Below are 3,029 nucleotides of genomic sequence, written 5' to 3' on the forward strand. Positions count from 1 at the left end.
CGCGGTGTCCGTCCTCGGCGAGCCACCGGCCGGCGCGGTCGCGGCCGCCCTCTGGGGGCTCGGCCGCGTCGTCGGCCTCGAACACCCGCACCGCTGGGGCGGACTGGTCGACCTGCCGGCCGCCGTCGACGAGCGCGCCGCCGCGACCCTGGCGGCCGTGCTCGGCGCGGTCCCGGCGGAGGACGAGATCGCGATCCGCCCGCTCGGCACCTTCGTCCGCCGCCTCGCCCGGCTCCCGCACCCCGAGGGCGGCACCGGCCGCGACACCGCATGGCACCCCGGGCGGACCGCGCTGATCACGGGCGGCACCGGGGCACTGGGCGGCCAGGTCGCCCAGTGGCTCGCCCGCGCCGGGGCCGAGCACATCGTCCTCGTCGGCCGACGCGGCGAGGCCGCACCCGACGCCGCGCGCCTGCGCGAGGAACTGGAAGCGGCCGGCGCCGACGTGCTGATCGCCGCGTGCGACGTCGGCGACCGCGACGCGGTCGCCGCGCTCCTCGACGGACTGAGGGCCCGCGGCCTGCGGCTGGACACGGTCGTCCACGCGGCGGGAGCGGAGGTCGGCGGGCCGCTCGACCGTACGACCCGCGAGGACATCGCCGAAGCGGTCGCGGCCAAGGTCGGCGGCGCCGTGATCCTGGACGAGCTGCTGAGCTCCGACGAGCCCGGCACCTTCGTCCTGTTCTCCTCCGGCGCGGGCGTCTGGGGCGGCGCGGGACAGGGCGCGTACGCGGCCGCCAACGCCTGCCTCGACGCGCTGGCCGCCCGGCGCCGTGACCGGGGCCTGGTCGCGACCGCCGTCGCCTGGGGCCGCTGGGGCGGCGGGGGAATGTCCGCCGGTGACGCCGCCGCGGCGGCGCTCGACCGGATCGGCCTCCCGGCGATGGCCCCCGAACTCGCCCTCGAAGCACTGCGCCAGGCCCTGGAGGAGGACCTGACCCGCGTGACCGTCGCCGACATCGACTGGCCGCGCTTCACGGCCGCCTACACCGCCGCCCGCCCGCGCCCGCTCATCGCGGACCTGGCTGCCGCCGAGACCCCGGCGCGAACCGAGGCCGACCCCGGTCCCGGGGCCGGCCTGGAGGCGCCCGACCTGCTGCGCGAGCGGCTCTCCCGCCTGTCCGCCACGGACCGGCACGGGGAACTCCTCGCCCTGGTACGCGCCGAGGTCGCCGCCCAGCTCGGCCACGCGGACCCTGCCGAGGTCGAGCCGGAACGGCCCTTCCGCGACATGGGGTTCGACTCGCTGTCCGCCGTCGGGCTGCGCAACCGGCTCACCGCCGCCACCGGACTGACCCTGCCGACGACACTGGTCTTCGACCACCCCACGTCGGCCGGGCTCGCCGACCACCTCGACGGTGAACTCTTCGGCGACACCGATGCGTCGGCATCCGACGCGCTGGACCGGCTGGAGGCCGGCCTGGCGGACCTGTACGGCGCCGCGGAGCGCGAACGCGTCGCCGCCCGCCTGACCGAACTCGCGGCCCGGCTGCGCGGCGGGCCGAGCCCGTCGTCGGCCGACGCGGGCCGCGATCTGCACAGCGCGACCGACGACGAGATGTTCGAAATTCTCGGGGAGGAGTTCGGGATCTCCTGAACAGCCGTCCGCACCGGATGTCCCGAACCGACAGGGGGAACCACGTGTCCACCAAATCCGCCGAATCCAACGGATCCACCGAGTCCGCCGGGTCCAACGAAGAGAAGCTCCGGCACTTCCTGCGGATGACCGCCGCGGATCTGCGCGAGACGAAGCAGCGCCTGAGGGAGGCCGAGGAAGCGTCCCGGGAACCGATCGCCATCGTCGCCATGGGCTGCCGCTTCCCCGGCGGGGTCCGGTCCGCCGAGGACCTGTGGCGCCTGGTGGCCGACGGCACCGACGCGGTCTCGGGCTTCCCGGCCGACCGCGGCTGGGACGTCGGCCCCGGGTACGGCGCCGGGGGAGGGGCGGACGGCGGCCCCGCCACCCGGCAGGGCGGCTTCGTCTACGACGCGGCCGAGTTCGACGCGGAGTTCTTCGGCATCTCCCCGTTCGAAGCCCTCGCGATGGACCCCCAGCAGCGGCTGCTGCTGGAGACCTCGTGGGAGGTCGTGGAACGCGCGGGCATCGACCCGCTGTCGCTGCGGCGCAGCCGGACGGGCGTGTTCGTCGGCGCGTCCGCGCTCGGCTACGGCATGCGGCCGGGCGGCGGTCCGGCGTCTGGCGCCTCCGATATCTCTGGTGTCTCCGGGAGCGAGGGTCACCGGGTCACCGGGGGCTCGATGTCCGTCGTGTCGGGCCGCGTCTCCTATGTGCTCGGCCTGGAAGGCCCGGCGGTGACGCTGGACACCGCGTGCTCGTCGTCACTGGTCGCGCTGCACTCGGCGGGGCAGGCACTGCGGTCGGGGGACTGCGACCTGGCACTCGCCGGCGGAGTCACCGTGATGGCCCGGCCGACCGCGTTCGTGGAGTTCTCGCGCCAGGGCGGACTCGCGTCGGACGGCCGGTGCAAGTCCTTCGCGGCCGCCGCCGACGGCACGGGCTGGGGTGAGGGCGTCGGGCTGTTGCTGCTGGAGCGGCTGTCGGACGCGCGTCGCCATGGGCATCCTGTGCTGGCGGTGGTGCGGGGTTCGGCGGTGAATCAGGACGGTGCGTCGAACGGTCTGTCCGCGCCGAATGGTCCGTCGCAGCAGCGGGTGATCCGGCAGGCGTTGGTGAACGCGGGTTTGTCGGTGGGTGATGTGGATGCGGTGGAGGCGCACGGCACGGGGACGACGCTGGGTGATCCGATCGAGGCGCAGGCGCTGCTGGCGACGTACGGGCAGGGGCGTCCTGGCGGCCGTCCGTTGTGGTTGGGGTCGGTGAAGTCGAACATCGGGCATACGCAGGCGGCTGCGGGTGTGGCCGGTGTGATCAAGATGGTGATGGCGATGCGGCACGGTGTGCTGCCGAAGACGCTGCATGTGGATGCGCCGTCGCCGCATGTGGACTGGTCGGCGGGCCGGGTGGAGCTGTTGGCGCAGGCCGTGCCGTGGCCGGAGACGGACCGTCC

The 3,029-nt window shown here is 75.0% G+C and carries 2 protein-coding genes; both read left to right on the forward strand.

Going from position 1 to position 3,029, the window contains the following annotated elements; translation table 11 throughout:
* The coding region (locus K6I34_RS34535; protein ID WP_229331992.1) for a beta-ketoacyl reductase at positions 1 to 1,597 on the forward strand (1,597 nt) is incomplete at its 5' end.
* Between the two features lie 17 nt (positions 1,598 to 1,614).
* A partial coding sequence (locus tag K6I34_RS34540) for a beta-ketoacyl synthase N-terminal-like domain-containing protein (RefSeq protein ID WP_229331993.1) occupies positions 1,615 to 3,029 on the forward strand: 1,415 nt, incomplete at its 3' end.

This window comes from Streptomyces sp. UNOC14_S4, from assembly GCF_020740835.1.
GTDB lineage: Bacteria > Actinomycetota > Actinomycetes > Streptomycetales > Streptomycetaceae > Streptomyces.